We start from the raw sequence: 24,585 nt of genomic DNA, 5'->3' as shown, positions 1-24,585 counted from the left end.
TCTCGGCAGTCCAGGTTAGATCTGCGCTCGCTCTCTCAGCCCTTCCCAAAGCCGCCCCGGTCCAAGCAGGATTTCCTTGATGCCGTCACGGACTTCCTTTGAGGCGAGCGCTTGTCTGCTCATTGCGGAATGCGTTTCAAGGGCATCCATGATGGCGTTCTCAATGGCTTTAGATAGATCGGGGGAGTCGGCAAAACGCTCCTTGGTGTTGTGTTCGGCTTGTTGGGCGAGCGTCTCCGATTTCATCACCTGGCTTCGTATGTCACCCATGACGTATCGAACCTGATCGTCATCATCGACGCCTTGGAAAAGATCATTCAGTCGCTCGACGATTTCAGCGAGCAGCGCCTTCTCCTTGTCCTGCACCGAGCCTGAGCCGGGGGCCGTGTAGGGCATCAACGGGGACGCTTCGCCCGTGAGAGCAAGGGAGCGTGGCCCCTTGGTCGAAAGCTTGTGGTGCGTCAGCTTGATTTGAGAGACGTCAACAGTCTCCCGTTCCCGACCAAAGTCGAGCAGTGGGATCAGTCGCTTGTAGAAGACCGATCTCTTCTCGATGTCGGTGTTGCCGTAGTCAAAGATCTGCGACAGGAAGGCGTAGACCCGGACAAAAGCGCCCATGTCGCTGCGGAAGAGCAGAAGCGCCTCCATCTCGTCCTGGGCATCCTTCGCCGCCTTGGCATCCTCTTTTGTCAGGGCCACCGTTCGGCGCTCCTGTGCCACCTTGTAGGCCCTAAGCAAACGATCCGCGACCGGCATGATGGCGGCTACAAGATCGCCCTGCTTCGATTGCGGGTCGAGTTCCGCCTTCACGACACGATCGACCTCGAAGCTGTCATAGTATCCGGCGGCGTCCAGCTTCGCTCTGAGGTCGAACACGAGGTTCGGGTCGGTGACCCCTGCGAGTTCAGCAGTCTCATAGTAGGTCTGGAAAGCCTTCAGGATGTCGTCGCCGCTGTTGACGAAGTCGAGGACATAGGTCGTGTCCTTGCCCGCGTGTGCCCGATTGAGGCGCGAGAGCGTCTGGACCGCCTGTATTCCCGCCAAGCGGCGATCGACATACATGCCGCATAGCAGCGGCTGATCGAACCCGGTCTGGAATTTATTGGCGACGAGCAGCACGTGGTATTCCGGCAGCTTGAAGGCCTCGCGGATGTCGCGCCCGTTCAGTCCCGGGTTCAGTTCCTTGCTCGACTCCGAGAAAGGCTCCGGGCCGCTTTCCTTGTCATCGACCTCCCCCGAGAACGCCACGAGGGTGCCGAGGTCGTACTTCTGGTCCCGGATGTACTTCTGCATCGCGATCTGCCACCGCACGGCCTCGACGCGGCTGCCGGTGACCACCATGGCCTTCGCCTTGCCGTCGAGCAGCGGCTGCACGTTCGCACGGTAATGTTCGACGACGATCTGGACCTTCTGGCTGATATTGTAGGGATGCAGCCGCACCCAGCGCATCAGCGCCTTGACCGCCTCCTTGCGCTCGACCTCCTTGTCGTCCATCTCCCCGCCAGCGTTGGCCAGCTTGAAGGCGAGATCGTAGGGCGTGTAGTTCTTCAGGACGTCGAGGATGAAGCCCTCTTCAATGGCCTGACGCATCGAATAGACGTGGAAGGGCTGTGGCTTGTTGGTCTCGCTCGCCGGTTCGCTCGGGTTCGGGCGGCGGCCAAAGAGTTCCAGCGTCTTGCCCTTAGGGGTCGCCGTGAAGGCCACATAGGTGATGCCGCTTTCGCTCGCACGAGCCGCCATCTGGGCCGCGAGAATGTCTTCGCTGCTGACCTCGCCACCGTCCCCGAGTTCCGCGAGTTCCTCGGCTGAGAGAACCTGTTTCAGTTTCGATGCGGTCTCACCCGTCTGGCTTGAATGCGCCTCGTCGGCAATCACCGCAAACTGCTTGCCCTGTGTCGCAGCAAGCTCCCGCACTGCCTCCAGCGCAAACGGGAAGGTCTGGATGGTGCAGACGACGATCTTCTTTCCTCCGGCGAGCGCTTCGGCAAGTTTGCTGCTCTTCGCCCCGCCTTCACTCGTGATTGTCTCGACGACGCCTGTGGTGCGCTCAAAGCTGAAGATCGCTTCCTGAAGTTGGGTGTCGATCACATTACGATCAGACACAACGATGACGGTGTCGAAGATCTTCTTGTGCTGCTTATCATGGAGATCGGCGAGGAAATGCGCCGACCATGCAATCGAGTTGGTCTTTCCCGACCCCGCCGAATGCTGGATCAGGTACTTGCCCCCTGCGCCCTCGGCGAGAACCGCAGCTTGAAGCTTCCTTGTTGCGTCCAACTGGTGAAAGCGCGGGAAGATCAGGCCCGTAATCTTTTTCTTGGCGTCCTTCGCGGCAACAATGTAGCGCCCGAGGATCTCCAGCCAGGAATGGCGCTCCCAGATCTCCTCCCAGAGATAGGCGGTCGGGTGTCCGTTCCGGTTGGGCGGGTTGCCCTTGCCGCCCTCATTGCCCTTGTTGAACGGCAGGAAGCGGGTGTCGGCGCCTTCGAGTTTCGTCGCCATCATCACTTCGGCATTGCTCACCGCAAAGTGGACGACAGCACCGCTGGGGAAGCTCAGGAGAGGCTCAGGCGATTGTCCCTTGGGGCTCGGATGCCGATCGAACCTGTACTGGTCGACCGCGTCCTGGACGCTTTGGGTGAAGTCCGTCTTCAGCTCGACGGTCGAAACCGGAAGCCCGTTCAGGAATAGGACGAGGTCGACGCAATTCTCGTTGTTATTCGAGTAGCGCACCTGCCGTACGACACGCAGCCGGTTGGCGTCGTACCGGGCCAGGATCTCTTCGTTGAGCCCAAAGGCCGGTTTGAACTCGGCGAGCTTCAGCGGAGCCCTGAGACCGATCAGTTCGACGCCGTGGCGCAGCAGATCCAGAGTCCCGCGCTCGTCGAGTTGCTTGCGGATGCGGTCGAGCAGCATGGTCTCGGCAGCGGAACCGTGGTTCTTCGCCAGTGTCTCCCAAGCCTTCGGCTGCGAGGTCTGAACCCACGCCACGACGTCCGCAGGTAACAGCGCTCGGCTGCGGTCATACTTGGCAGCATCACCCTCCGTGTACTGCCAGCCATGCGCCGCGAGGTGAGCGCAGATTTCCGTTTCGAAGCTGATCTCCCGATGTAGAGTCATCAGACGAACAACCTCCCAGTGCTCGTCACGGGGGCATTTCCTTTCGGCTTCAATCCATTGCGGCGCATCCAAGCCAGCCAGTGCTTCAAATCCGCTACGGTGAACGTCTCAGCCTTCTTTGGATGCCACTCGTTCAGAACTTCCCTGATGATCTCGTCGTCACTCGTGACAGTGCCGGACGCGAGAGCGTCATTCCAGACCGCATAGAGTGTGGCCACGGCTTCTGCTCCCCGGGTGTCGAGCGCTCCCACCGTCTCGATCAATTCGGAAAGGGCCGAAATTCTGTCCCCAAGAAGTGTCTGTAATTCCGTTTCGAATGCTCCCTTCGTTCCGCGAAGTTGATAGTTCACGGCAGTGCCCCGGCCTTCCGGCTGTTCAATGACGACATGACCGGAAACTTGCAAAGCCGTCTCGACTTCCCGAACCATGTCCCTGTCGAGCGGCCCCGCGGCTTCCCGAACGTAATGGCCACTTAGTTCATGTATGCTGGCATGAGCTTCTGCCAGGTAGAGCAGCTTCTGCAGCTTGACACGGCCGAATGTCTTCTGGCCCGACAGGTCTTCGACAATCTTGGCGGCGACGAGCTTCCGGCTCTGGCGAAAGTCAGGAGTCACAACTGTAGAGGTTGATTGACCGCGCACATCGATCTTGCCGGTGACGGCTGCTGAGATCAGGGCTGCGCGGCGTTCTTGGAGGAGAGCGATTGATGCTGCAACATCGTCAAGCGAGCGCTGAAATACGTCGGAGACGTATTGTAGTCGCGACAATATTTCTTGTTGCTCATCTGCCGGTGGCAGCACGAGGACAAGATTGGCAACTACTTCCGTGTTAAGTCCAGCGAGAATTGCCCCTCGTTTCACAAGTGACAACTGGGTCTGAACATACATCGCGTCATGAAGAAGCCGGAGAGCATACTCGGCTTTTATTTCCGCAGGATCCAACCGAAGTCGTATGGTGTCGCTGTCTGCTACGCCTGGATCTGCGTTGTCCGGGAAAAGACGACAGTTTCCTATCGACCCCTTCCTCGTCATTACCAAGTCCCCGGGCTCCAACTTGTAGCGGTTAAGCTCGCAAAACCGAGGATGATCGAGCCACCGCGAGCCGAGTGCGAAGTTGCCTGTAATCGTGTTCTCTTGCCCATAGAGCCTATAGCCTGTTGGCTCGGTCTCCAAGTCTTTCAACATGCCGCCAAATGGGCCCATCTGTATGCCGTCTCTTGCCGCGATGTGCTTCAACCGACAAATGCGCCAACGTTCCGGCACCTCCCCGAGCCACTCAATCCCCGTGTCCTTCATCGGGGCATCCGGGTTGAGCCCCTTGGTGACCGCGTGGGAGATGACGGCCTGGCGCTTTTCCGTGAGCAATTTGATCAACCGCTTCTGATCCTCCACCAGCGCATCGATCTTGGCGGTCTCGCGGTCGAGGAACGTCGCGATGGCGGTTTGCTCGGGGAGCGGAGGCTGAGGTACCTCCGTTTCAGCAAGAGGTTCTAAATTGAGCGCCCGGAAAGTAGCGCCCCCGACGATGCTCTCCCACTGCGCGAAGGAGATCCGGCTACGAAGCACCCAGAAATAATAGCGATTGCAACACTCCGGTGCGATTGCAACCCTTGCGGTTCCCTGCGTCAAATTGGCGCCTTCAAGTTCCTTCGGGACCACCATCACCTTGCCGAAAGAGGGACCTATCGAACAGACCAAGTCGCCGCCAAGAAGGGAGCTACGCTTGTATGATGCTGCAATCTCGTCAGAGGTGCGCAGCATTGCGTCGAAATCAGTAACACCAGCTTCGTCTGTCATATCGGCAGGGCGGATATAAGGGATGCCGCCCTCGACCATCGGACCGGCTTGAACGATGCCGTATGTGATCGGTCGAGCGTTGTTCACCACCCTTTTCAGCTTCGTCTGCATCCAGCTAGATGGCAATGCGCCCAACCAGGACGAGTTGTTTCCTGTCATGCCGACAGCTCCTCGATCATCTCCAGGATGCGTCCGGTAACCTGCTTCAGGTCGGCATCGATGTCCGCGAGTGGTCGCGGCGGTTCGAAGACGTAGAAGTGGCGATTGAATGGGATCTCATAACCGGTCCTGGTCTTCTCGTGGTCGATCCAGGCATCCGGGGCATGGGGAAGGACCTCCCGCACGAAATAGACCTCAGCCTCTTCCCCAAGCGGCACGTTCTCCGTGTCCCGCAGGGAGCCATCCGCCTGTGGCTTTCCTTTGGCCTTGCCCTTGGTGCCCACGACGACAGCGCCTTTCTCGTCCCTCAGCGGGCGCTCGACCGTAATCGTGCGGTAGCCGAAGGCTTCATTGGGAAAGATGCGTGACAGCGGCGCGAACTTGACTTTGCCGCTCTCGGGAGCAACCGGGGACCTCCCCCCTTGAACCACGATCTCCCGTCCGACTTCCTTGCCCCCAGCATCCAGCAGCGTTGCAATTTGGGCCTCGGTGAAGCCGCCGAACAGTTTTGTCACCGACGCGATGTCGGCATCGCCCATCTCCTTGCGTTTGGAGCCCAGGCTCTTGCGCATCTTCTGCCAGAAGGACGAGGCGTCGATCAGTTGCACCTTGCCCTTGCGGTGATCCGGCTTCCGGTTCGACAACACCCAGACATAGGTGGAGATGCCGGTGTTGTAGAACATGTCGGTCGGCAGCGCGATGATCGCTTCAAGCAGGTCGTTCTCCAGCACGTATCGACGGATCTCGCTCTCGCCGCTGCCAGCCCCGCCGGTGAACAGGGGAGAGCCGTTGAGAACGATAGCAAAGCGGCTGCCGCCGTCGACCGCAGGGCGCATCTTCGAGATCAGGTGCAGGAGGAAGAGCAGCGACCCGTCGGACACACGGGGAAGACCGGGGCCGAAACGCCCGTTGAAGCCCTTCTGCTCGTGTTCCGCCCGGATCTCCTTCTCAACCTTCTTCCACTCCACTCCAAACGGCGGATTGGAGAGCATGTAGTCGAACTTCGCACCAGCATGGCCATCGTCAGACAGGGTGTTGCCGAAGACGATGTTGCTGACATCCTGTCCCTTGATCAGCATGTCGGCCTTGCAAATCGCGTATGACTCCGGGTTCAGTTCTTGCCCGTGCATAACAAGCCGGGCCTGTTCATTGTGCTCGCTGAGATACTCTTCCGCAATCGACAGCATTCCGCCCGTCCCGGCGGCGGGATCGTAGATCGTGCGGACCACGCCCGGCTTCGACAAGATGTCGTCATCCTCTACGAATAGCAGGTTGACCATCAGCCGGATCACCTCGCGGGGCGTGAAGTGCTCCCCGGCGGTCTCGTTGGAGAGTTCGGAGAACTTGCGGATCAATTCCTCGAAGACGAGGCCCATCTGGTGGTTGCTGACCCTATCGGGGTGAAGGTCGATCCGGGCGAATTTCTCGGTCACCTGATAGAGCAGCTTGGCCTTGGCCAGCCGATCAATCTGAGCGGCAAACTCGAAGCGTTCGAAGATGTCACGGACATCCACCGAGAAGCCCTGGATGTAGGCATAGAGGTTGGCGGCGATATTGTCCTGGTCGCCCATCAGAAGCCGCATGTCGAGCTTCGAGACATTGTAGAAGGTTTGCCCGGCCTTGCGGAGGACGAAAGGCTCGGGATTGATCCCGGCTGCGGTTTTGGCGGTATGTTCAGCGAGCACCGCGTCCTTGGTCGGCTCCAGGACACAGTCGATCCGGCGCAGCACCGTAAACGGCAAGATCACCTTGCCATAGTCGGACTGTCTGTAGTCGCCCCGGAGAAGGTCCGCAACGGACCAGATGAATGCCGATAGTGCCTGTTGGTTCATGCGTTTCCCCCGATGCGTGTACCGAGTCCTTTATGTCGTCCTTACATCGCCTTAACAAGACAGCGACAGCTCCGGAGACCGAAATGTTTTGTGCAGAAATTTGAGCCACCCAATCAGATGAGCGGCTTGGTCATTTCCCCCCGGTACCCCCCGGGTTTATCCCTCCGTGAACGTCAGCTTTCTTGGGGTCGTCGCTCTCGGACTTCGGATGCGGTCAGGACGATGGTCGCGCGATTGCTTCGATCGAAGTGCCGACTGCGGAGGACCTTTCAGCTCTCGCGGCTCGCTTCTACCGCGCATCAGGGCAGACGCTCCATGCGGCAACACGTTCTGTTAGAGTCTGTGCTGACTTCATTGAATTTATCAGGCACAACGAACGTTGACATTTGATAAGGTCGCTGACATGCTCCCTCCAACAGGAGATCGGACATGCAGCAATACGTCATCTACACTCGAGTGAGCACCGAGGATCAGGGCCGTAGTGGTCTTGGGCTGGAGGCTCAGGAGCGGGACATCGCCATCTTCCTCGACAAGTTCTCCGACATACCCTTCGAGATCATCGGGGAGTTCCGTGACGTGCAGTCGGGAGCGGACAGCGAACGCCCTGAGCTGACCAAGGCGTTGGAATTGGTGCGCAAGACGGGGGCTGAGCTGCTGGTTGCCAAGCTGGACCGGCTGAGCCGTAAGGTCTCGTTCATCGCCACGCTGATGGACGACAAGAGGGTGAAGCTCCGGGTCGCGCAGATGCCCCAAGCGGACAAGTTCCAGCTCCACATTTACGCGGCGTTAGCGGAACAGGAGCGGACGTTCATTTCCGAGCGGACCAAGGCGGCGCTTAAGGCTGCTAAGGGACGGGGCGTCCGTCTCGGTGGTCTCCGCGACAAGACGATGAAGCGCAACGAAGCGATCCAGCAGAAGGCGGATGCCGAAGCAGCCAAGGTCATGAAGATTGTCGGGCCGTTGAGAGCGTCGGGGCAGACCCTGAGCGCAATCGCTGAGACGCTGGACAGCATGAACATTCCAACATCGCGGGGCGGCAAGTGGACGCCGACGCAAGTGTCGAGGGTCTTGGATCGGGTCTCCTCTCGGTCCTCATAGCGGATGCCTGCATTCTGTTGCGGTAGAGGCTTTCCAGAGGAGGCGGCGTCTTCCTGCCATCACCATAGCCGTAACCGCAGAACGCGATCAGGAGGTCGCTACGGTGCCACGGCGCGGGGCCGAATAGAGACAACAGGAGCAACTTCTTTTCGATCTTGCGCCCCACCATCCCATCGACACCGCGAAAGGAAATCACCATGGCACACACCGAGGCCAAGCAATCACGACCAGTCCGATATTTCGCGGTGATATACTTCGACGGGCAGGAGGTCTTGAGCGGTGGCCGTCAGTCTGTCTTCCGCTCGAAACGACTGTGCCGCGCCAAACGGATTGCACGGTCAAACATGCCACTCGATGCCGACCGGATGGAGCTTGTCGAGATCAACGGCGCAGACTTCGACGAGCGGCGAACGGCATACCGGCGAGGCTTCGGCCAATAGGGGCAACAGTAGGTGCGGAGGGGGTTACCTTAGTGTAACTATGGTTAGAGCCATGGTGGGCTACGGTCCTGACTTCCGTTCCCTTGAGAGGGGAGGGTGTCAATCACCTCCTCCTCCCCTGATCCAGAGCACCACCGCAGTGAACCACGGCCCCACCTGCGTTAAGCCTCGGACTGGGACTGCAGCTCTCCTCTCGCAGGGGATCTCCGTGGCATCCACGCGGAAGCCTTCCGCAGTCCTGACCGAGACCGAGCGCTGGGGCTGTGAACCGGAATGAGGACGATCAACGATCTCCTCCTGTCCAGTAGTCAGCCAGAGGTCGAACCGGAGTTGTGCTGTCCTTCTTTGCCCAGGGCGATTTGTGACGGGCCATCCCCTTCCTCGGCCTGTGGCGTCTCACGGTCCACATTCCCGGCATCGGCTACAGACGCGCTCTTGTTTGCGCTGGTGCCATCACCCCGACCCAACCGTCGGCGCTCGTAAATTGTCTCCACCGCACCGCAAGGAATGCCGGTCTCGGGGCGGTGTCGCCAGTGCGCCCCCTTCATCATCAAATCACCACCAACAGGAAAGGTATCCTGCGTTGATCCCAGCGGTCCTCACCGCCATGCACACCATCGAACTGATCGGGTCTTATGCCGCCCGTCATGTCGAAAGCGGCCTTATGGTCGATCTCACCTCCCGTCGAAACTGCCGTACCATCAAGGGCCCGATCTCTCCGTTGTGCCGGAAGCTCGTTGAGCTTGGGCACGACCCGAGCGGGAAAGTCCACGTCATCCGCAAGGCGTTGGACAGAGACGGACACATCCCCGTCTTTCAGCGTGACCGGACGCTTAAGACTTGGGCCGGCCTCGATTGCGTCGAGAGCGAAACCCGGTCGGTGCGGACCCAGAAATACCGTCCTCGTCCTGACGCGGTTGAGGCATCTCAGAGGGGTTAGCACCTCGGGGCTACGTCTGGTGCCGGGAGACTGAGACACCGCCTCATTGCCGCCTACGGCAGCGTGTCTCGTCGCTCCAGCAACTGGCATATGCTCGCCAAAGGCTGTGCGTTCAGACATCCGGCTACCGGTCCACCTTGGCTCCTCTCTGGTTGAGCCTTGGTGGAACTGGGATGGATCAGTTTGTTTTGGCCCCCGGCTCCCCTATCGGTGTCTTTTTGTCTATTCAGTCGTCGGAAGGGGTTGCCAACTTCCTGAGCGGCACCGTCGGTATGATGCATTCGTCTCCTTGTTCAACCGCGCTGTGGCGTTGGATGATCTCCCTCAGCTCTTCGCCGGGTTCCTCTTCATCGATCGGCACAGCTTTTCCGGTCCAGCCACAGTCAGCGCAGGTTGGCCTCTCCCAGACGACTTCTGGCATCTCAAGGTTTCGACCTTCCTCCGGTTCAAGATTGGGGGAGCCGCAGCTTGGGCAAGCCTCCGGCACGCCCCGCATCCACAAGATCAACAATGAACTCGCCAGGCCAATGATGTGTTCTGTGGTTGAAAGACAGGCTTCCGCATCTCGCCACGTCGCAGACTTCGCGTGTGTGAGCCACGCAGCAAAATCCCAAGCCTCTTTCGACAGGGTCTTGAAGAGGCGACGGCGGTCCTTCTGGTCTCGTCCAGAGAGAAGAGCATCGAAGATAAGCTCCGACCATCCTTTGAAGTCAGCCCTCTTCGGGGCCTCTTTGCCCTCCTCAGGCGTGAACCAATCCTGCGCGATGGCAATAAACGCGAGCAGAGTTTCGCGGCTTCGCATCCCGACAGATTGATAGCCGGGCACGTTTGTAGCCTGAGACAGGGCCAAGGTTGCGGCTTCAAGTTCTTGGAAGACGGCGCCAAACGGGAGAACCTGCCGATCCTGACGGCGCTGCTTCAGGGTTCTCGGTACCCTGAGGCATAGGCCAATATGAAACGTCACTGCATAATCGAGATTGGGAAACTGCTCCTGCGAGTAAAGGTTCGTGGGGTTCGTTATCACCCACCACCTGTCCTTGTTGGTGTGAACATCCCAGACATCGTGAACGTGGTTTAGAACATGCTCGGAGTAAATCTTCTGCATGAACGTGATTTCCAGATCAGGTGCTTGACCATGGAAATAACTGGATACGGCTTCGCGTTCTTCTTTGGTCTCATTCAGCATAGTCGGTCGCTCTTTTACAGGCACTGCACGATGCAACTTAGAGGCAACTGAGGGAGCGGTCTACGGTAGTGGGCATGAGCGTCTACAACTGATTGTTCGAGGATGACGACAAGCGGGTCACGTACATGTCCGCGCTGTGGGTAAGTCGACGGCAACGGAAGATTTCTTTGACCTCCTGAACGTCTCCTCTCACGCAACTATCCCACTGCCGGGATTATTTCTTGGCCGTCTACAGTCTGAAGTCGCGGGGGTTGCTGTGGGTCATGCCGATGCTGCAAACATTTGCGTCAGTGGAACAATTGCGGAGCCGCAATCATCTCCTTGATTTTCTTGAAAATTCTCCGTTGACGGAGGATCGCCGCCTTCATAGATGCGGAACGGGGATCAACTCCAAGTGATTTGCGAAGGAGAAACGCACCATGCTCATCAAGATTGGCAGCTTCGAACTCGAAGTCCGACGCCGCAGCCTGTACCTCGGGATCAACCTCGGAATGCGTTGGCGATACCAGACGTTCAGAGATTTCAGTGGTGCTGGCATCACGACGTCTGACTGGACCGACCGCAAGACAGGTCGCGTGAGGACCAAGGGCCCGTTGGTTGACCCGGAAGGCGCAGGGAGCTAAAAGTTTTGGTACACTTTCTCTCCTGATTTGGTACATTCACCGCAATGAGGCTGGAGAGGCCTCTGGCCTAACCTGTTGATTTCGTTGCAGTAAGTCAGGTACCTTGCATTTGGGGGCGGCTGCCGCCTTCCTCTTCTGGGCACCAAATTCCGATTTCAGACTGCCTCGCGCGGTCGTGAAACGCAAAAAAGAGCCCGGCCAGCCGGGCTTTTTTGTTGTCTGGAGAGCGGGCCTTGCCGCCGACACCTATGCCGCCGTTCCGGTTTGCGCTTCGTCCATTTTCAGCTCGACCGGGCTCGCCGCGAGGACCTCATAGACATCGAGCGCCGTCGCCCGCCCTTTGGCCTGGGCCGAGCCGAGCGGACGGAATGTGATGACGTCCTTGCATTGGGAAACCACAGCGCCGCTCGCCATGATCGTCGTGCCGTAATTCTTGTTCATGCCTTCAAGCCGCGAGGCCACATTCACCGTGTCGCCCATCGCCGTATATTGCAGCCGCTCCTTGGCGCCGACGCTGCCAACGACGGCCGTGCCGGTATGAATACCGAAGCGGGTGCGGAATTCCGGAAGGCCCTTTGCCTTCTGCTTTTCGTTGAACGCCTGCAGCCTCTCCTTGACGGCAAGCGCGCAGCGACAGGCATCTTCGGCGTGCCGTTCGTCGGCGACTGGCGCGTTCCACATCGCGAAGACGGAGTCGCCGTGGAACTGGATGATGGTGCCGTTGTGGGCGTGGACCGTTTCGCTGAAAACATCGAAATATTCCGAAAGCATCGCCACCACTTCCTCCGGCGCGTGGCGCTCGCTGATCGTGGTGAAATCGTAGATATCGGTGAAAAGCGCCGTCACTTCCTGACGCCAGGCGGCGCGGCCGCTGAACTGTCCGGATTCGATGCCTCGGCGCACCAGTTCCTTGGGCACGTAAAGCGCGAAGGTGAAGATCGCGTCGCGCGCCTTGTTCATGGCGCCGTTGAGCGTCGAGATTTCCGTGACGTGCGACGGCACATCGATCGGCGTGGTGAAATCCAGATCCTGCAGCCGGTTGGCGCTGGCGGTCAGCTGGTGCAGAGACTTCGTGATCAGATGGGCGAGAACGAGAGCGCTGAGGACAGCAAGCACCACGACCGCACCCGAAATTGCGAGGCCCTGGAGCAGGGCGGTGTTGGCGGTCGCCATCAGTTCGTCAAGGGGGGCGGCGACGACGACCCGGTGCCCGGAAAGCAGCAAGGCCGACGCCAGCGGCGTTACCACGACAAGATAGGTGCGATCACCGACATCGACGAAGCTTGCCTTGCCCGCGGGAGGCGGGTTGAGCCGGATGCTTTCGATGAGGGGATCGTTTTGCGGTGCAGCGACCGGGTCATACTTCTGTTTTGCCGCCATGATGCGCCGCATCATGGCGGGATCGGAGTGGATGATCGGCCGCCCGACCGCATCGAGAATGAATGAAACGGAACCGTCTGTGAGCCGCTCGCGCGAGAGGAAGTCGGTGATCGTGTCGAGAACGACGTCTGCGCCGATGACGATCTTTCCGTTTCCGTGATGGGCTTGCGATATCGTCATCCCCAGCTTGCCGGTCGTGGCCATTTCGTAAGGCCCGGTCGATACCGGAGCCTTCCCTTCGACAGCGGCCTGATACCAGGGGCGGGTTTGCGGATCGAAGCCAGTGGGCGTCGATCGGCGTTCGGCAAACTGCGTGCCGTCTGCATCGAGGAACAGGACGCGGTTGACCGGCTTTCCTTCGGCGTCTTTTTCTATCGAGCGCACGGCAAGCATCGCGCCGCGCGGCGCGTCGAGCGCCATGCGCCACGCCGGCATTGCCAGATCGACGACTTGGAAGAACGTGCCATCTGGATAGCCGACATAGATCCCATCGATATGCGGAGACCGCATGATGCCTTCGCGCAGAATCGCGATCTTGTCGTTCAGGCGCTCCGGCGGAGGCACGAGGAAGGAATTGGCCACCGATGCCACAAGGCCGACCAACGCCGATGTATCGCCGGAAAGGACCCCGAGCCGGTCGACGAGACGACCGACAAAGCCGCGCATGCTGGCTTCGGCATCTTCGATCGCGGCATTGCGCGACCGGTGGTAATCAAGGCCGACCAGCGTGGCGGATACCACGATGAGCATTGCAACCATCACGAGGGCAAACAGGGATCGGAGAGAGTGCGTCCAGATCGGGGGATGCTTGTTCTCGCCGGAGCCGCGCATGCGTTTTAGTCCCGTCTGTAAGTTCGCCGTCAATCTTTGCAGCATTGCACGGCGATTGCATAGAACTTGTTAACTGATGATCCGCAGGAGCTGACGAGACCAAATACTGACTCGGTTCGCTCCGTGAAAGGTAAGCAATTGCTTACTAAAATCCGACATCACATGAGCTTACTTGCGTCATCGGGCGAACCGGCGATGATCGGTTGCCCACACCGAAACAAGATGCAGCGGACTAATAGTTCAGTCCGCGCTTCTGCCGCTCGAGCGAGGGCGGCAATCGACTTCCCCGAAAGACCGGGCCGTCGCCCTCGCGGCACTTGTAGACCGTATCGTAGCCCGGCCCGCGCGAGGACTCGAATGGCGCCCAGCGGTCGACGAAGACCTGCTCGCAAGCCACCCTCGGCGGATCCTGCAGCGGATCCTCGGCGCGGACGCCCGGAAGGTCATAGTAGGCTTGAGCGAACTGCGGCGCGCTTTCTGTCGCGAGTGCAGCGCCTGTCGAGATTCCCAGAAGCATGGCGGTGGAGGCAGGCACCAGGACGGATCGAAGCGAAATCATGCTCTCGGGCTTTCTCAGGGGATCGGCAAGACCGGACTGGAGAACGTACGGTATTGCCTCCGGCAAACTTGCGATATAGGCCAACTGTGTTCCAATTCACTTGGCTAGTTGATCTGGGGATTTTCGATGGCGAATACAATACGATTCCACGAAGGCGATATTTCCGCGGCCGATGCGGCCCGCTACACGGGCGCCATCGCCATCGACACGGAAACGCTCGGCCTCATCCCCCGCCGCGACCGGTTGTGCGTGGTGCAGCTTTCACCGGGTGACGGCACCGCCGACGTGATCCGCATCGCCGCCGGGCAGAGAGAAGCGCCGAACCTCGTTGCGATGCTCGCCGATCCGGCGCGCCAGAAGATCTTCCACTTCGGCCGCTTCGATATCGCCGTGCTCTTCCACACCTTCGGGGTCACGGCGATGCCCGTGTTCTGCACCAAGATCGCCTCAAGGCTGACGCGCACCTATACCGACCGGCACGGGCTCAAGGATAATCTCAAGGAATTGCTCGACATCGATATTTCCAAGCAGCAGCAGTCGTCGGATTGGGCGGCCGACATCCTCTCTCCGGCACAGCTGGAATATGCCGCCTCCGACGTGCTTCACCTGCATGCGCTGCGCGACAAGTTGACGGAACGCCTCCTGCGCGATGGCCGCATGGAGCATGCCGAGGCCTGCTTCGCCTTCCTGCCGACGCGTGCCAAGCTCGATCTGCTCGGCTGGGAAGAAACGGATATTTTCGCGCACAGCTGACGTTCACGGTGTCAGCCACAGGACGACGGCATAGCGCGCTGCCTTGCCGAGCGTCACGAAGATCAGAAAGGGCGTGAGCGGCGTCCTCAGCAGCCCGGCGACGAGCGTCAGCGGATCGCCAACGACCGGCAGCCAGGAAAAGAGCAGCACGGGCCGGCCATAGCGCTGAAACAGCGCTTCGGCCTTCCGTCGCGCCGGTGGCGAAACCGGAAACCAGCGGCGGCCCTCAAATCGGATGAGGAAACGTCCGAGCGCGAAATTGATAACGGCGCCGAGGACATTGCCCGCGGTCGCCGCCAGGAAGAGGTCGGTGCGGCTGGTCTCGCCAGCAAGCGCTGCTGCGACGATTGCCGCCTCCGAAAGGCCGAAGAGCAAGGTCGCCGACAGGAAGGCCGCGGCAAAGACGCCGGAGAGTATACCGAAGTCCAGGCTCAACTCCTGTCGACATGGCCGAGATCGCGCTCCGGCTCGATTACGTCGCGGATCCGCTGCTTCAACTCCTTCGGCCCGGGGAAGCCGCCATCGCGCTTGCGCTCCCAGACGAGCTCGCCATCGACGCGGATCTCGAAATTGCCGCCGGTGCCGGGGACCAGCGCGACTTCGCCGAGCGTATCGCCAAAGGTCGACAGCAGCTCTTGCGCCATCCAGCCGGCGCGCAGCAGCCAATTGCACTGGGTGCAGTAAAGGATCGTGACGCGCGGCTTTTCACTCATCTCATGTTTCCTGTTTTGCATTGGATTCAAAACATATCGGCGCGTCGGGGTCGCAACAACCGGCCTTTCACGCCCACATCACGCACATGTCAACTTTTATAGTCATGTTTTTATTGGAGGGAGCCTTGAATTGCGAACGGCGCCCGGCAAGAGAATTGCTGCAATGCAACCGATTCCAGAGGACTTCATGACCGACACCACCGCTACGACCGGCCGCCCGCGCGCGATCCTGCCGGTACTCGAAAAGATCTACCTGCCGCTCGACACCTTCGCCGAAACGCTGCTACGCGTCCTTGCCGGTGCGCTGCTCGTCACCCACGGCTACGGCAAGATCCTCGATCCCTTCGGTGCCGTTGGCATGGTGGAAGGCCTGGGTTTCTATCCCGGCGTCTTCTGGTCGCCGCTGCTCTCTGCGACCGAATTCTTCGGCGGTCTCTTCATCGCCATCGGCTTTCTGACCCGCCCCGCCGCCTTCGCGGCCACCATCGTGCTGCTGGTCACCGTCTATTTCCATGGCTTCGTGCAGGGCCAGGGGCTCGGCGGCGCCGAGAAATCGATCCTTTGGGCTGCAATCACCTTCTTCTTTGCCGTCCGCGGCGCCAACAGCCAGTCGGTCGACGCCAAGCTCGGCAAACAGTTCTGATCCCTTGCTTTTGACGCGACCGCTCGCCGGCCGCGTCTCTCCTCCTCACGATCAACATTATCGGGCAACGCTGCGGATCGTCATGCGATGCGTTTTTCCCGCCCGGTCGAGCCAGTCGATCGACTGTCCGACGGAAAGGCCGATCAGCGCCGCGCCGATCGGCGTCAACACCGAAATTCTGCCCGCTTCGATATCCGCCTCGCCGGGATAGACCAGCGTAACTTCCCTGGCAAAGCCATTGTCGGCATCGAAGGCGACGGTCGAGCCCATCTGCACGCTGTCTTTCGGCAAATCGCGCGCGACGACGCGTGCCCGTTCGAGTTCCGAAAGCAGCGCTTCGGCGACCTCGGGCATGCGGTCGAGAGCCGACAAGGCCAGTGCGGTGAGGCGCGCATGGTCCTCGGCATTGATGATGATTGGTGGAAGTTTCGTGCGGGTTGCTTTGTCCGCCATGATGAGATCCGTGCTTGGGCGCATGGTCGCTCCCTTAAAGGCGCCATGATCGCGGCTGTTTTTGTGAAATGTTCTTGCGCTCGCCGCACTCAAGTCTGTGGAATGGCCGCAGACGGTCTCGATGCGAAAGGCTCCCCTTCCCCGGAGAGCGCACGCATCCGGGCCGGGGTCAGTTTCCTGCGATAGGGCAGACCCGGAAAGAACAACGGAAATGGATCGCAAGCGTCGGCATGACCCAAAGGTCGGAAAGTTCGCCGGCGAAGTCAAGGCTGCCGATCGCCTCTTGAACGGTGGCGGCGGCCGTGGTCAATCTAGCCCACAGAATGAGCCTGACGGGAGCGCGCCGGTGGGTTTTTGGCTCACCCGCCGTGCGGCAATACGATCTCGTGATGGGGAGGTTTGGTCATGAGCGAAGCGATCGAAGGCGGCTGCTTTTGCGGGCGCATCCGTTATCGGCTGAAGGCGCGGCCGATGTTCGTCCATTGCTGCCACTGCAGCGATTGCCAGCGGCAGACGGGCAGCGCCTTTGTGCTGAACGGCATCGTCGAGGCGGAAAACGTCGAGTTGCTCAAGGGCGAACCCGTGATGATCACGCTGCCGACCGACAGTGGCCGCCCGCACGACGTCTATCGCTGCGCCGACTGCCAGTCGGCGCTCTGGAGCGACTATGGCCGGCGCAAATGGCTGTCCTTTGTTCGCGTCGCAACGCTCGACCGCCCATCGGATTTTCCGCCGGACGTGCATATCTATACACGCTCGAAACTCGACTGGGTGGCTTTGCCGGCGGGCGCCAACGCTTTCGAGGAATATTACGACATGCAGGCGCTGTGGCCGAAGGAGAGCCTGGAGCGGCGCGATCGCGCCCATGCCAAGGCGAGAGGACAGGCGCGGCCATGACGGGAAGCGAGCGTGAAAAAATGGCGGCCGGCGCGTGGTATCGCTGCCTCGATCCGGAACTCGACCAATTGCGCGATCGCGCCCGCAAGGCGGTTCACCAGCACAACACCCTGCCACCGGACGAGCGCGGCGGCCTGTCCCCGGCCTTGAGGGCGCTCTTTGCCGATGTTGCCGCCGACGCCTTCGTCGAAGCGCCGTTCCATTGTTCCTACGGCATGAACATTACGCTCGGCGCCCGCGTCTATCTGAACGCCGGCTGCACCATCCTCGACAGCGCGCCCGTCGTCATCGGCAGCGATACGATGCTGGGACCGGGCGTACAGATCTATTGCGCCGAACACCACAAGGATCCGGCGTTGCGCCGCGAGGGGCTGGAAATCGCCCGCCCGGTGACGATCGGCGACAACGTCTGGATCGGCGGCGGTGCAATCATTCTCGGTGGCGTAACGATAGGCGACGGCGCGATCGTGGGCGCGGGCGCGGTAGTGACGCGTGACGTTGCCCCGGGTGCGACCGTGGTCGGGAATCCGGCGCGGGTTCGTCAGTGACGCTCGAAGGAAAGAACGGGGGCTTTTGTCATGGTCGATAACGTGACGGTACATGTCCGGCAGGCGCGCGCCGAGGATGTCCCGACGCTTCGCGCCTTTCTGAACGAGATCATCCGAATCGGCGGCACCACTGCCCACGAAACACCGTTTACCGACGAGAGCTTCGCCGCGCATTTTCTCAACGGCCCGGGCTTCGTCAGTTGCTATGTTGCCGAGGATGCCGATGGCCGGCCTGGCGCCTTTCAGGGATTGGAGCGCTGGGACGGCCTTCCGGACGGTTGGGTGGATATCGGAACTTTTGCCCGCCCTTATGCGAAGGTTCGCGGTGCCGGAACGGCGCTTTTCGCTGCCACCAAGGCGCATGCGCGCGCCGCCGGCTTCAAGGCAATCAATGCCACGATTCGTGCCGACAACTCCGGCGGACTGGCCTACTACGCGAAAATGGGCTTCGTCGATTACAAGGTCGAGAAGGCGGTGCCGCTGAAGGATGGCCGGCCCATGGACAGGATATCGAAGCGCTATCTTCTTTAGCGACGATCGATGGGGCTGGAGGTCGTATCAGAAACCTTGGAATGCGAAATCCGTGGCCGTGACGATGTCGTCGCGCTGGCTCGATAGGTCTGTAACCATGTCACCGAGTTCGCTCAAGGGTATCGCGGCCATAAGATGGATCGCCATGACGTAATTTTCACCGTCGATCTTCGTGCTCGGGTTAAGGCGTGACATCGCGTGACCGAATTCGGATGCCGGAATGAGCGGTGCGACAATCCTCGTCTTCAATGCCTCGAAGAGGTCTGCTTGCAGGTCGACCACCAATGTTTCGGCCTGCTTCAATCGGTAGACATGAAAGCGGGACATTAGAACTGCCGATGTTTCGCCAGCGGCAGTCCGCGCTTTTCGACCAAGGCGTTGGCATCGGCGATCGCTGTCGCGTTCTCAATACGCCAGAGCTTTTCCCGTTCGGTCTTGATCGCTTGCGCGATGCCTTCTTCCGCCGCGCGCGAAACGTTGATCTTCAGATCGCGCGCCTTTGAAAGCAAATCGCCGTCCAGCGAGAGATTGGTTGGCCGTCTTGCGGTTGACCGTGTCATATTTGCTCCGATGAAGATGCGCACATTATATGCGCATCTTTGCTGGAAGCAAACCGCTCACTCGTCGCCCATCTTCAAGGCCGCGATAAACGCTTCCTGCGGGATCTCCACCTTGCCGAACTGGCGCATGCGCTTCTTGCCGGCCTTCTGCTTTTCCAGAAGCTTGCGTTTGCGGGTAGCGTCGCCGCCGTAACACTTGGCGGTCACGTCCTTGCGCAGTGCCGAGATGGTTTCGCGCGCGATCACATTGCCGCCGATGGCGGCCTGGATCGGGATCTTGAACATATGCTTCGGGATCAGCTCTTTCAGCTTCTCGCACATTTCGCGGCCGCGCTTTTCCGCCGCCATGCGGTGCACCATCATCGACAGCGCGTCTACCGGCTCGCCATTGACGAGGATAGACATCTTTACAAGGTTGCCTTCCCGGTGATCGGTGATCTGGTAGTCGAAGGAGGCGTAGCCCTTGGAAATCGACTTCAGCCGGTCATAGAAATCGAAAACAACTTCGTTGAGCGGCAGGTCGTAGGTCAGCATTGCTCGGCTGCCGACATAGGTGAGCTCGACTTGGATGCCGCGCCGATCCTGACAGAGCTTCAGGATGCCGCCGAGATAATCATCGGGCGTGAGGATCGTCGCGCGAATCCACGGTTCGTGGATTTCAGCGATCTTGACAACATCCGGCATGTCGGCGGGGTTGTGAAGCTCACGCTCTGAGCCATCGTTCATGAACAGCTTGTAGACGACCGATGGCGCGGTCGCGATCAGATCGAGATCGAATTCGCGCTCCAGCCGCTCCTGGATGATTTCAAGGTGCAGAAGGCCGAGGAAGCCGCAGCGGAAGCCGAAGCCGAGCGCGGCGGAGGATTCCATTTCGAACGAGAACGACGCATCGTTAAGGCGTAACTTGCCCATCGCGGAGCGCAGGTCCTCGAAATCGGCGGCGTCGACGGGAAACAGACCGCAGAAGACGACGGGCTGGGCCGGCTTGAAACCCGGCAGTGCCTTGGCCGTCGGCCGCTTGTCCTCGGTGATCGTATCGCCGACGCGGGTGTCGGCCACTTCCTTGATCGAGGCGGTGATGAAGCCGATCTCGCCGGGGCCGAGCGAATCCATCGCAACCATCTTCGGCGTCAGCACGCCGACGCGCTCCACCTGGTATTTCGCGTCCGTTCCCATCATGCGGATGGTCATGCCCTTTTTCAGGGTTCCGTCGATGACGCGCACCAGAACCATGACCCCGAGGTAGGCGTCATACCAGCTGTCGACGAGCAGCGCCTTCAACGGAGCGGTGTCGCCGCCTTCGCTCTTCGGCGCCGGCAGCTTGTGCACGATCGCCTCGAGTACGTCCGGAATGCCGAGGCCGGTCTTGGCCGAGATCAGCACGGCGTCGGAAGCATCGATGCCGATCACTTCCTCGATCTGCTCCTTGATGCGCTCCGGTTCGGCCGCCGGCAGATCGATCTTGTTGAGCACGGTGACGAGCTCGTGGTTGTTGTCGATCGCCTGGTAGACGTTGGCGAGCGTCTGGGCTTCGACCCCCTGGCTGGCGTCGACGACGAGCAGCGAGCCCTCGCAGGCCGAAAGCGAGCGCGAGACTTCATAGGCGAAGTCGACGTGGCCGGGCGTATCGATGAGGTTCAGCACATAGGTTTCGCCGTCATTGGCCTTGTAGTGCAGGCGCACGGTCTGGGCCTTGATGGTGATGCCGCGCTCGCGCTCGATATCCATGCTGTCCAGCACCTGCTCGGACATTTCGCGCTCGGCAAGACCTCCGGTCGACTGGATCAGCCGGTCGGCGAGCGTCGATTTGCCGTGGTCGATATGGGCCACGATCGAGAAGTTGCGGATATGCGTCAGGGGCGTCTTGGAAGATGTTGTGCTCATGGGCCGCATATAGCAGCGCGATCAGGCGGCGCAAAGCGGGAAATGAAGGCTTCGTTCACTATAGTTTCGCGCCCGCGCGCACCTATTCGGCCTGTATTTCCGCCTCGATCAGTGCGCCGGCATTCGGCACCTGCGCGCTCTTGAGTTCGAAGCTTTCGCAGAGCTGTGGCGGCACTCTCTCGCGGCTGCCGAGGCGGAAGAACACGAAGGCGGCATAGAGCAGAGCCACCGCCATGGCGGCGTAGATGAACGTGCGCTGCCCCAAGACCGGCGTCAGCATGGTAACAAGCATCGGAACGATGGTTGCGGCCGTCGACCAGGCAACGAGCATTGTGCTGGCGAGCGGCACGAAATCGGACGGATCGGCACGGTCGTTGGCATGCGCATTGGCGATCGAGTAGACCGTCTCGACCGCACCGGCGAAGAGCGCGAAGACCAGCATTAAAAGGATGAGATTGGCGAAGGAAACGCTGAGCGCCGCAATTCCGGCGGCGACAATCAGCGTGCAGGTGGCGATCAGCACGATACGGCGGTCGATCCGGTCGGAGAGCGCGCCCATCGGATATTGGATGAACATCAGCCCGAACTGCATGACGAACATCAGCGCCGCCACGTCCTTCTGGCTGACGTCGTTGGCGGCGGCATAGATCGGCGTGAAGCCCTGCACGACCATGGAAAGGCCGCCGGCCGCAAGGACGCCGACGAAGGCGACGGGAGAATTCCGCCACGCCATCGCAATGTCGATGCTGACCTTGGCGGGCGCAGGCGGCGTCGGCAGGCGGGTGAGGCCGATCGGCAGGATCGCCATCGTGGTGAAGAAGATCGTGATGATCGGCGCAAGATTGCCTTCCGCGGGTATCTGGCCGAAGAGCCAGGCGCCGGCGCCGAGGCCGATCACATAGGCCATGTAGAAAAGCGCCATCGCCTTGCCGCGCCAGTGGTTTTCGCTGGCATGGTTCAGCCAGCTCTGGCTGATGATGAAATTCGTATTGCCGGCCGCGCCGTAGAGGCAGCGTGCGAACACCCAGAGAAGGGGATGGACGCCAAGGCTGATTATCAGCGCAGCGAGAATGACGAGGGCCATGGAGCAGGAGAAGGCGCGGGCATGGCCGACGCGGCGGATAAGTGGTCCGGCAATCACGCAGCCGACAAGTCCGCCGAAGGCGATGGCGGTTACCGCAGCACCCGGAACCCAGTCCGGCGCCTCGGATCGTGTCAGGACAAAGGGAACATAGGCGAGCATCATGCCGTTCCCGATCGCGACCGCCGTCATCGAGACGACGATGCTGGCGATCGACATGAGCGAGGACGGGGATCCGCGCCTGGCTTCCGCGACGTCCATGCTGCCCCTCCACAAGAGATTTCTAAACTATTGAAGAAGAATGCTTTTGCGAAATAGCGCTCGCCCGCAACCATAGCGCCGGAACTGCCGGCGCGTTGTCGTCAAAGCGGCATGGGCGAAATTTTTTTGGCGGTTCGACGGCGCCTTGACTCCACTATATGAGAAATGCAATCTCAAATAATGGAAGAACTTAACGACCCTCTTGAACAGGCCATCGGAGAACGGGTACGGCAACTGCGAACCGAGCAGGCGCTGACCCTCGACGATCTCGCGACGCGCTCCGGCGTCAGCCGGGCGATGATATCGCGCATCGAACGCGGCGAAACGAGCCCGACGGCTCAGCTCCTGGCGAAGCTTTGCAGCGCGCTCGGCACGACGCTTTCGGCGCTGTTCGCCTTCGAGGTGAAGGATGCCTCGCCGGTCGCGCGGCGAGCGGATCAGCGGCTCTGGCGCGACCCGGAAAGCGGTTACCTGCGCCGGTCTGTTTCGCCCGAAGGCGTCGGGTCGCCGGTCGATATCGTCGAGGTCGAGTTTCCGCCGGGAGCCCGGGTCGTCTTCGAGCGCCAGCCGGCGGACCGCGGCATCACGCAGCACCTCTGGCTTTTTTCCGGCCGGCTCGAACTGACGATGGAGGACGGGCGCCACCTGCTCGAGGCGGGCGACTGCCTCTTCATGGGGCTGGAGGAGGCGCACGTCTTTCATAATCCCTATGACGAACCGGCCCACTACGCCGTCATCCTTTGCCGCACCAAGGTCTAGCCATGCCTGAGATAAACATCCGCGTGCTCTGCGAAGAAGAAACCCGCGCCGCTCTGCCGGCGCTTGCCGACATCCTTTCCGATTGCGTCGAGGGTGGCGCGTCGGTCGGGTTCATGCAGCCTTTCGCGCCGAAGGATGCCTTGCCTTTTTGGGACGCGGTTTGCGCCTCCGTCGCCCGAGACGAAACGGTGCTGATCGTTGCCGATGTCGACGGCCGGGTGGTCGGTACCGTGCAACTCGGCGTCGCTACGATGCCCAACCAGCCACACCGCGCCGACATCAAGAAACTGCTCGTCCACCGGGATGCGCGTGGCCTCGGTCTTGCGCGCCGGCTGATGGAGAAAGCGGAAGCCGAAGCAGCGAGGCGCGGCCGCCGCGTGCTCGTGCTCGACACGGCCACCGGTGAGCCGGCGGAAGTGATCTATGAGCGCTTCGGCTGGCTGCGCGCCGGCGTTGTCCCCGACTATGCGCTGATGCCGGACGGCCGCTATTGCAGCACGACCTTCTTCTACAAGCATCTCGTGCTGTCTGAAATTGCGTAGTTTCTAACCCGGGCTGGCCGCAAGCGACTGTTTCCACCAGGCGACGGTCTGTTCAATACCTTGCTGCAAGGGGACACGGGCTTTCCAGCCGATGAGTTCTTCTGCCAGGACCGGCGACGGGCACAGGTCGACGTCTCCTGATCTGTCGGCGGGATGGAAGTCGACAAGTGCCGGGTCGGCGCCGGTTGCAGCGAGGATCGCCAGGGCTGTCTCCCGCATGGTCGGCGCATGGCCCGAGGCGATGTTGACAATCGATCCGCCGCGCGCCGGAGTTTCTGAAAGACGGTGCAGGGCATCGACCGCGTCGTCGACGAAAAGCAAATCGCGACGCTCGCTAGGGCGGCGCACGGTGAAGCGTTCGCCGGCAAGGGAGCGTCGAATCAACGAGGGAATGAGGAACTCCTCCGACTGGGAAGGCCCGTAGATGAGTGAAAGCCGCGCCGTGATGACCGGAAAAGGAAGCCGCGGTTGCAGCGCCTCGACGTAATGCGCACCGGATACCAGCCCCGCGGCATAGGTCGTGCTCGGCCTTTCTCGTTGCCACTCCGCATGCGGAGTGGGCGCTCTCCCGTAGGCTGCCAGGGACCCTGCACGAATGAAGATCCGCGGTGCCGGGCGCGCTTCTGCCGCTGCAGCGATTATCGACAAGAGGCCGAGTAAATCCTCCTTGACGCTCCCGAAGGCATCACCGAGTCTCGGCTCCTCCTTGCGCCTGGTCGATACGGCAAGATGAAAGACGCAATCGGGCTTTGCCTCTGCAAAGCAGCGCTGAAGAGCTTCATGCTCGTCGAGGTGCAGACGGTGAAGTTGGATCTTCCCCTGCACCTCCTGAAGACGGTGCAAGCTCGTCTGAGGACGAGCCAGCACGTGGACGTCGTGCCCGGCTTCCAGACAGCGCACCACCACATGCGACCCGATGAAGCCGGCGCCGCCGACGATCAACACGCTTGCCATGATCCATCCCTACTGCATGTTTCCCTAAATCCTAGCCGATCC

General features: G+C 60.6%; 25 protein-coding genes. 10 read left to right on the top strand and 15 right to left on the bottom strand.

Features of this window, described 5'->3' with window-relative positions; all coding sequences use genetic code 11:
• Positions 1–15: 15 nt before the first annotated feature.
• Genes PZN02_RS04920 through PZN02_RS04910 form a run of 3 tightly spaced genes read right to left on the bottom strand, consistent with a single transcriptional unit; the run spans position 16 to position 6,907 of the window.
• Positions 16–3,120: a type I restriction endonuclease subunit R gene (locus PZN02_RS04920; RefSeq protein ID WP_280660493.1), complete on the bottom strand. Its 3,105-nt coding sequence runs from the start codon at positions 3,118–3,120 to the stop codon at positions 16–18.
• On the bottom strand, positions 3,120–5,075 hold the full coding sequence (locus PZN02_RS04915; protein ID WP_280660492.1) for a restriction endonuclease subunit S: 1,956 nt from the start codon (positions 5,073–5,075) through the stop codon (positions 3,120–3,122). Before PZN02_RS04915 ends, PZN02_RS04920 begins: the two co-directional genes overlap by 1 nt.
• A complete protein-coding gene (locus PZN02_RS04910) occupies positions 5,072–6,907 on the bottom strand; it encodes a type I restriction-modification system subunit M (RefSeq protein ID WP_280660491.1) in 1,836 nt (611 codons plus the stop codon). The genes PZN02_RS04915 and PZN02_RS04910 overlap by 4 nt, the downstream gene beginning before the upstream one ends.
• Before the next feature lie 429 nt (positions 6,908–7,336).
• Between PZN02_RS04910 and PZN02_RS04905 the strand changes: the two genes are divergently transcribed.
• A complete protein-coding gene (locus PZN02_RS04905) occupies positions 7,337–8,005 on the top strand; it encodes a recombinase family protein (protein WP_280660490.1) in 669 nt (222 codons plus the stop codon).
• Positions 8,006–8,202: 197 nt separating this feature from the next.
• The gene (locus PZN02_RS04900; RefSeq protein WP_280660489.1) at positions 8,203–8,445 is read left to right on the top strand and encodes a hypothetical protein; all 243 of its coding nucleotides are present in this window, start codon (positions 8,203–8,205) and stop codon (positions 8,443–8,445) included.
• Between the two features lie 550 nt (positions 8,446–8,995).
• Here PZN02_RS04900 and PZN02_RS04895 read toward each other — a convergent pair.
• Positions 8,996–9,250: a hypothetical protein gene (locus PZN02_RS04895; protein ID WP_280660488.1), complete on the bottom strand. Its 255-nt coding sequence runs from the start codon at positions 9,248–9,250 to the stop codon at positions 8,996–8,998.
• A gap of 361 nt (positions 9,251–9,611) precedes the next feature.
• The gene (locus PZN02_RS04890; protein ID WP_280660487.1) at positions 9,612–10,571 is read right to left on the bottom strand and encodes a hypothetical protein; all 960 of its coding nucleotides are present in this window, start codon (positions 10,569–10,571) and stop codon (positions 9,612–9,614) included.
• Between the two features lie 419 nt (positions 10,572–10,990).
• Between PZN02_RS04890 and PZN02_RS04885 the strand changes: the two genes are divergently transcribed.
• On the top strand, positions 10,991–11,194 hold the full coding sequence (locus tag PZN02_RS04885; protein ID WP_280660486.1) for a hypothetical protein: 204 nt from the start codon (positions 10,991–10,993) through the stop codon (positions 11,192–11,194).
• Between the two features lie 246 nt (positions 11,195–11,440).
• On the opposite strand, the gene PZN02_RS04880 is transcribed toward PZN02_RS04885, so the two are convergent.
• Both PZN02_RS04880 and PZN02_RS04875 read right to left on the bottom strand, forming a co-directional pair.
• Positions 11,441–13,405 carry an adenylate/guanylate cyclase domain-containing protein gene (locus tag PZN02_RS04880; RefSeq protein WP_280660485.1) on the bottom strand — a complete coding sequence of 655 codons (1,965 nt, stop codon included), beginning with the start codon at positions 13,403–13,405 and terminating at the stop codon, positions 11,441–11,443.
• 232 nt (positions 13,406–13,637) lie between these two features.
• Positions 13,638–14,048 (bottom strand): hypothetical protein, encoded by a 411-nt coding sequence (locus PZN02_RS04875; RefSeq protein ID WP_280660484.1) that lies wholly within the window; start codon positions 14,046–14,048, stop codon positions 13,638–13,640.
• Between the two features lie 42 nt (positions 14,049–14,090).
• Between PZN02_RS04875 and PZN02_RS04870 the strand changes: the two genes are divergently transcribed.
• Entirely contained in the window at positions 14,091–14,717 is a 627-nt protein-coding gene (locus tag PZN02_RS04870; protein ID WP_280660483.1) for a ribonuclease D, read from the top strand.
• A 3-nt stretch (positions 14,718–14,720) separates the two neighbouring features.
• On the opposite strand, the gene PZN02_RS04865 is transcribed toward PZN02_RS04870, so the two are convergent.
• Positions 14,721–15,065 carry a YqaA family protein gene (locus PZN02_RS04865; protein WP_280661387.1) on the bottom strand — a complete coding sequence of 115 codons (345 nt, stop codon included), beginning with the start codon at positions 15,063–15,065 and terminating at the stop codon, positions 14,721–14,723.
• 83 nt (positions 15,066–15,148) lie between these two features.
• A complete protein-coding gene (locus tag PZN02_RS04860) occupies positions 15,149–15,430 on the bottom strand; it encodes an Rdx family protein (RefSeq protein ID WP_280660482.1) in 282 nt (93 codons plus the stop codon).
• Positions 15,431–15,617: 187 nt separating this feature from the next.
• On the opposite strand from PZN02_RS04860, the gene PZN02_RS04855 reads away from it, so the two are divergent.
• The gene (locus tag PZN02_RS04855; RefSeq protein ID WP_280660481.1) at positions 15,618–16,073 is read left to right on the top strand and encodes a DoxX family protein; all 456 of its coding nucleotides are present in this window, start codon (positions 15,618–15,620) and stop codon (positions 16,071–16,073) included.
• Positions 16,074–16,130: 57 nt separating this feature from the next.
• Here the strand turns inward: PZN02_RS04855 and rnk are convergent, their stop codons facing one another.
• The gene (gene rnk, locus PZN02_RS04850; RefSeq protein ID WP_280660480.1) at positions 16,131–16,526 is read right to left on the bottom strand and encodes a nucleoside diphosphate kinase regulator; all 396 of its coding nucleotides are present in this window, start codon (positions 16,524–16,526) and stop codon (positions 16,131–16,133) included.
• 405 nt (positions 16,527–16,931) lie between these two features.
• Between rnk and PZN02_RS04845 the strand changes: the two genes are divergently transcribed.
• Genes PZN02_RS04845 through PZN02_RS04835 form a run of 3 tightly spaced genes read left to right on the top strand, consistent with a single transcriptional unit; the run spans position 16,932 to position 18,502 of the window.
• A complete protein-coding gene (locus PZN02_RS04845) occupies positions 16,932–17,423 on the top strand; it encodes a GFA family protein (RefSeq protein ID WP_280660479.1) in 492 nt (163 codons plus the stop codon).
• Positions 17,420–17,971 carry a sugar O-acetyltransferase gene (locus PZN02_RS04840; protein ID WP_280660478.1) on the top strand — a complete coding sequence of 184 codons (552 nt, stop codon included), beginning with the start codon at positions 17,420–17,422 and terminating at the stop codon, positions 17,969–17,971. The genes PZN02_RS04845 and PZN02_RS04840 overlap by 4 nt, the downstream gene beginning before the upstream one ends.
• Before the next feature lie 30 nt (positions 17,972–18,001).
• Positions 18,002–18,502 (top strand): GNAT family N-acetyltransferase, encoded by a 501-nt coding sequence (locus PZN02_RS04835; RefSeq protein WP_280660477.1) that lies wholly within the window; start codon positions 18,002–18,004, stop codon positions 18,500–18,502.
• A 27-nt stretch (positions 18,503–18,529) separates the two neighbouring features.
• Here the strand turns inward: PZN02_RS04835 and PZN02_RS04830 are convergent, their stop codons facing one another.
• The 4 genes from PZN02_RS04830 to PZN02_RS04815 form a co-directional block, all read right to left on the bottom strand.
• Positions 18,530–18,829, bottom strand: a complete 300-nt coding sequence (locus tag PZN02_RS04830; RefSeq protein WP_280660476.1) for a CcdB family protein — start codon at positions 18,827–18,829, stop codon at positions 18,530–18,532.
• Positions 18,829–19,062 carry a type II toxin-antitoxin system CcdA family antitoxin gene (locus PZN02_RS04825; RefSeq protein ID WP_280660475.1) on the bottom strand — a complete coding sequence of 78 codons (234 nt, stop codon included), beginning with the start codon at positions 19,060–19,062 and terminating at the stop codon, positions 18,829–18,831. The genes PZN02_RS04830 and PZN02_RS04825 overlap by 1 nt, the downstream gene beginning before the upstream one ends.
• Before the next feature lie 57 nt (positions 19,063–19,119).
• Complete coding sequence (lepA, locus tag PZN02_RS04820; RefSeq protein ID WP_425336271.1) at positions 19,120–20,946, bottom strand: translation elongation factor 4; 1,827 nt, start codon at positions 20,944–20,946, stop codon at positions 19,120–19,122.
• 82 nt (positions 20,947–21,028) lie between these two features.
• Positions 21,029–22,288: an MFS transporter gene (locus PZN02_RS04815; protein WP_280660473.1), complete on the bottom strand. Its 1,260-nt coding sequence runs from the start codon at positions 22,286–22,288 to the stop codon at positions 21,029–21,031.
• A gap of 180 nt (positions 22,289–22,468) precedes the next feature.
• Here PZN02_RS04815 and PZN02_RS04810 point away from each other — a divergent pair, with 180 nt between their 5' ends.
• Positions 22,469–23,047, top strand: coding sequence for a helix-turn-helix domain-containing protein (locus PZN02_RS04810; RefSeq protein WP_280660472.1), 579 nt, complete (start codon positions 22,469–22,471; stop codon positions 23,045–23,047).
• Positions 23,048–23,049: 2 nt separating this feature from the next.
• Complete coding sequence (locus PZN02_RS04805) at positions 23,050–23,589, top strand: GNAT family N-acetyltransferase (RefSeq protein ID WP_280660471.1); 540 nt, start codon at positions 23,050–23,052, stop codon at positions 23,587–23,589.
• A 3-nt stretch (positions 23,590–23,592) separates the two neighbouring features.
• Here the strand turns inward: PZN02_RS04805 and PZN02_RS04800 are convergent, their stop codons facing one another.
• Complete coding sequence (locus PZN02_RS04800) at positions 23,593–24,543, bottom strand: NAD-dependent epimerase/dehydratase family protein (RefSeq protein ID WP_280660470.1); 951 nt, start codon at positions 24,541–24,543, stop codon at positions 23,593–23,595.
• Positions 24,544–24,585 lie beyond the last annotated feature (42 nt).

The sequence above is a fragment of the Sinorhizobium garamanticum genome (assembly GCF_029892065.1).
GTDB lineage: Bacteria > Pseudomonadota > Alphaproteobacteria > Rhizobiales > Rhizobiaceae > Sinorhizobium > Sinorhizobium garamanticum.
The sequence above is the reverse complement of the archived record's forward strand: the minus strand, read 5'-3'. Positions and strand labels throughout refer to the sequence as shown.

What these genes read in the sequence shown, in the direction of transcription:
- PZN02_RS04920 (WP_280660493.1), bottom strand. Translation starts at nt 3,120, where the DNA reads ATGACTCTACATCGGGAGATCAGCTTCGAAACGGAAATCTGCGCTCAC.
- PZN02_RS04915 (WP_280660492.1), bottom strand. Translation starts at nt 5,075, where the DNA reads ATGACAGGAAACAACTCGTCCTGGTTGGGCGCATTGCCATCTAGCTGG.
- PZN02_RS04910 (WP_280660491.1), bottom strand. Translation starts at nt 6,907, where the DNA reads ATGAACCAACAGGCACTATCGGCATTCATCTGGTCCGTTGCGGACCTT.
- PZN02_RS04905 (WP_280660490.1), top strand. Translation starts at nt 7,337, where the DNA reads ATGCAGCAATACGTCATCTACACTCGAGTGAGCACCGAGGATCAGGGC.
- PZN02_RS04900 (WP_280660489.1), top strand. Translation starts at nt 8,203, where the DNA reads ATGGCACACACCGAGGCCAAGCAATCACGACCAGTCCGATATTTCGCG.
- PZN02_RS04890 (WP_280660487.1), bottom strand. Translation starts at nt 10,571, where the DNA reads ATGCTGAATGAGACCAAAGAAGAACGCGAAGCCGTATCCAGTTATTTC.
- PZN02_RS04885 (WP_280660486.1), top strand. Translation starts at nt 10,991, where the DNA reads ATGCTCATCAAGATTGGCAGCTTCGAACTCGAAGTCCGACGCCGCAGC.
- PZN02_RS04880 (WP_280660485.1), bottom strand. Translation starts at nt 13,405, where the DNA reads ATGCGCGGCTCCGGCGAGAACAAGCATCCCCCGATCTGGACGCACTCT.
- PZN02_RS04870 (WP_280660483.1), top strand. Translation starts at nt 14,091, where the DNA reads ATGGCGAATACAATACGATTCCACGAAGGCGATATTTCCGCGGCCGAT.
- PZN02_RS04860 (WP_280660482.1), bottom strand. Translation starts at nt 15,430, where the DNA reads ATGAGTGAAAAGCCGCGCGTCACGATCCTTTACTGCACCCAGTGCAAT.
- PZN02_RS04855 (WP_280660481.1), top strand. Translation starts at nt 15,618, where the DNA reads ATGACCGACACCACCGCTACGACCGGCCGCCCGCGCGCGATCCTGCCG.
- rnk (WP_280660480.1), bottom strand. Translation starts at nt 16,526, where the DNA reads ATGGCGGACAAAGCAACCCGCACGAAACTTCCACCAATCATCATCAAT.
- PZN02_RS04845 (WP_280660479.1), top strand. Translation starts at nt 16,932, where the DNA reads ATGAGCGAAGCGATCGAAGGCGGCTGCTTTTGCGGGCGCATCCGTTAT.
- PZN02_RS04840 (WP_280660478.1), top strand. Translation starts at nt 17,420, where the DNA reads ATGACGGGAAGCGAGCGTGAAAAAATGGCGGCCGGCGCGTGGTATCGC.
- PZN02_RS04835 (WP_280660477.1), top strand. Translation starts at nt 18,002, where the DNA reads ATGGTCGATAACGTGACGGTACATGTCCGGCAGGCGCGCGCCGAGGAT.
- PZN02_RS04830 (WP_280660476.1), bottom strand. Translation starts at nt 18,829, where the DNA reads ATGTCCCGCTTTCATGTCTACCGATTGAAGCAGGCCGAAACATTGGTG.
- PZN02_RS04825 (WP_280660475.1), bottom strand. Translation starts at nt 19,062, where the DNA reads ATGACACGGTCAACCGCAAGACGGCCAACCAATCTCTCGCTGGACGGC.
- lepA (WP_425336271.1), bottom strand. Translation starts at nt 20,946, where the DNA reads ATGAGCACAACATCTTCCAAGACGCCCCTGACGCATATCCGCAACTTC.
- PZN02_RS04815 (WP_280660473.1), bottom strand. Translation starts at nt 22,288, where the DNA reads ATGGACGTCGCGGAAGCCAGGCGCGGATCCCCGTCCTCGCTCATGTCG.
- PZN02_RS04810 (WP_280660472.1), top strand. Translation starts at nt 22,469, where the DNA reads ATGGAAGAACTTAACGACCCTCTTGAACAGGCCATCGGAGAACGGGTA.
- PZN02_RS04805 (WP_280660471.1), top strand. Translation starts at nt 23,050, where the DNA reads ATGCCTGAGATAAACATCCGCGTGCTCTGCGAAGAAGAAACCCGCGCC.
- PZN02_RS04800 (WP_280660470.1), bottom strand. Translation starts at nt 24,543, where the DNA reads ATGGCAAGCGTGTTGATCGTCGGCGGCGCCGGCTTCATCGGGTCGCAT.